This is a genomic window from Arthrobacter sp. CAN_A214, from assembly GCF_015751955.1.
GTDB lineage: Bacteria > Actinomycetota > Actinomycetes > Actinomycetales > Micrococcaceae > Arthrobacter_D.
On record NZ_JADOUU010000077.1, the window covers coordinates 1 to 2,341 of the forward strand.

The 2,341-nt window shown below is 63.7% G+C and carries 3 protein-coding genes; 2 read left to right on the forward strand and 1 reads right to left on the reverse strand.

Translation table 11 applies throughout. The features are described from left to right. The first annotated feature begins 103 nt into the window (after positions 1–103). Positions 104–337: a hypothetical protein gene (locus tag IWX65_RS17415; protein WP_196884813.1), complete on the forward strand. Its 234-nt coding sequence runs from the start codon at positions 104–106 to the stop codon at positions 335–337. Here IWX65_RS17415 and IWX65_RS17420 read toward each other — a convergent pair. Then, on the reverse strand, positions 334–1,173 hold the full coding sequence (locus IWX65_RS17420) for an SDR family oxidoreductase (RefSeq protein WP_196884814.1): 840 nt from the start codon (positions 1,171–1,173) through the stop codon (positions 334–336). The genes IWX65_RS17415 and IWX65_RS17420 overlap by 4 nt on opposite strands. A 147-nt stretch (positions 1,174–1,320) precedes the next feature. On the opposite strand from IWX65_RS17420, the gene IWX65_RS17425 reads away from it, so the two are divergent. Next, the gene (locus tag IWX65_RS17425; RefSeq protein WP_196884815.1) at positions 1,321–2,217 is read left to right on the forward strand and encodes a helix-turn-helix transcriptional regulator; all 897 of its coding nucleotides are present in this window, start codon (positions 1,321–1,323) and stop codon (positions 2,215–2,217) included. Positions 2,218–2,341 lie beyond the last annotated feature (124 nt).

Sequence of the window (2,341 nt, forward strand, 5' to 3'; positions counted from 1 at the left end):
CGAGCTCAATGACCGACCACGAAAAAGACTAGGGTTTCAAAAACCGATCGAACTGATCGAAAACCTCCTGTTGCAATGACCGCCAGAATCCGCCGTTGCGGTAATGACCACGTCACCGGCGGTGATGGTGATCGGTGTCCCCACCGCGGAAGCATCAACTGCGGACGCCTCGGCTGTGGAGGGTCCGGTGGTGGAGGGTCCGGTCGATGTTCCGGTGGAGGCAGCTGGTTCCGTCGCCGCCGTGTCATTGGCTGCGGTTGTGGAGCATGCTGCGAGGGTTATGACGGCGGTAGGGGCGAGGGCGATGAGGGACAGGGGCTTTTTCATGGAGTCCTAAGCGTTGTCGAGGGCCATGGTGGAGGACAGGTCGCGGTGGGCGTCGACCTGGTCCAGGAGCAACCGGGCTTTCTCCTCGACGCCGGCGACGACGTCCGCTCCAGCGACGAAGCGTAGCGGCGGGGCGTCCAGGGCCGCGATCGTGACCAAAGCGGTGCCGAGCTTGGCCGGATCTCCACCCTGCTGGCCGTTCATGCTCTTCCACGCCTCAATGGTCCGGGCGGTGCGCTCGGCGTAGTCCTCGATGGAAAGTTCTGGCCAAATCGACGAAGCGCCCTCGACGAGAAGTTCGGTGCGGAAGAAACCCGGCTCGACGATGGTGGTGGAAATACTGTAAGGCGTCAGGTCATAGTGCAGGGACTCCATCCACCCTTCGAGGGCAAACTTCGATGCGGCGTAGGCGGCGCAGAATTCCTGACCGATGATCCCGGCAGCCGAACTGATCGTGATGACATGGCCGCTGCGCTGGGCGCGCATCACCGGAAGGACCGCGCGGGTGACATTCAAGGGGCCGAAGAAGTTGGTCTCCATCTGCGCCCGGAACTGTGCGTCGCTGATCTCTTCGAAGTAGCCGGCGTAGAAGTTCCCGGCATTGTTGACCAGCACGTCGATGCTCCCGAAGCGTCCAACCGCCGCGTCCACAGCGGCTGCCGACGCCGCGGGGTCAGTGATGTCCAGGGACAGGGCCAGGAGATTCTCGTGCTCACCCAGAGCCGCAGTGACCTTGTCGGCGTTCCGGGCGGTGCCGACGACGCGGTGGCCGGCGTCCAGGGCGGCTTTGGCCAAATCGACGTCCATGCCCCGGGCAGCTCCGGTGATGAACCAGACATTGGTCATGATGATGCCTCTCTAAAGTCCTCCAGCCCTGGTGGGCCGGCTGATATTTCAAGTCGACAGGCCGGCGTCGAGGCTAGCGAGACCCTACCTAGAGGTGCCCCAGCAGGGACCCCCTACCGGAGGTGGAGGTGGCGTACCGTCAATTCCATGGACAACCAGGACGACCTCAGCGAGTTCCTCATCTCGCGTCGAGCCAAACTCGATCTGCGCCAAGCGGGTCTACCCGACTTCGGCGGACGGCGGCGGGTTCCCGGTCTGCGACGAGAGGAAGTCGCCCTCCTGGCGGGGATGAGTTCGGAGTACTACAAACGCCTGGAACGAGGCAACGCCAAGGGAGTGTCCGAAGCCGTCATCGACGGGATCAGCCGCGCCCTCCAACTCGACGAGGCGGAGCACTCACACCTCCACGACCTCATCCGCGCAGCCAACACCGGAGCCCACCCGCAACGCCGACGCCCGACCCGCACAACGCAGATCACCCCGACCCTGCTACAGACAATCGATGCCATGACGACCGTCCCGGTGTTCGTGCAGAACGGGCGCCTGGACGCCGTCGCCACCAACACCCTCGGCCGCGACCTGTTCTCCGAAATGTTCGAGAACTCCCCACCGCCGGTGAACGCCGCGCGCTTCGTGTTCCTCGACCCCCGAGCGCCGACCTTCTACCAGGACTGGGAGTCCAACACCCGCCAGATCGTCGCCCTTCTCCGCGTCGAAGCCGGCCGCTCACCGTACGACCGCCAGCTCAGCAACCTCGTCGGGGAACTCTCCACCCGCAGCGACCTCTTCCGAAAGCTGTGGGGCGCACATGATGTCCGTGAGCACCGCACCGGAATCAAAAACATTCATCACCCCATCGTCGGAGATCTCGACCTGACCTACCTCGGGCTGGACCTCTCCTCCGACCACGGTCTCCAGATGCTCGTGTTCTCCGCAGAACCCGGCACCGCCTCACACGATGGACTGCAGCTCCTCGGTAACTGGGCAACCACACACGACCCCGCACTGCACGCGCACGACGCCCCGTCGCCTCCGCAGAAGTAGCTTCGATAAGAGCTCACGCTGCCGCGCGGCGGTTACGTCCCGCTGAGTGGTGGAGTTTTCTCGACACCGTGCGGGTCAGTTCTTTGATTATGCTGCAGTGAGTTCTGGGAGCAAAACTGTTTCC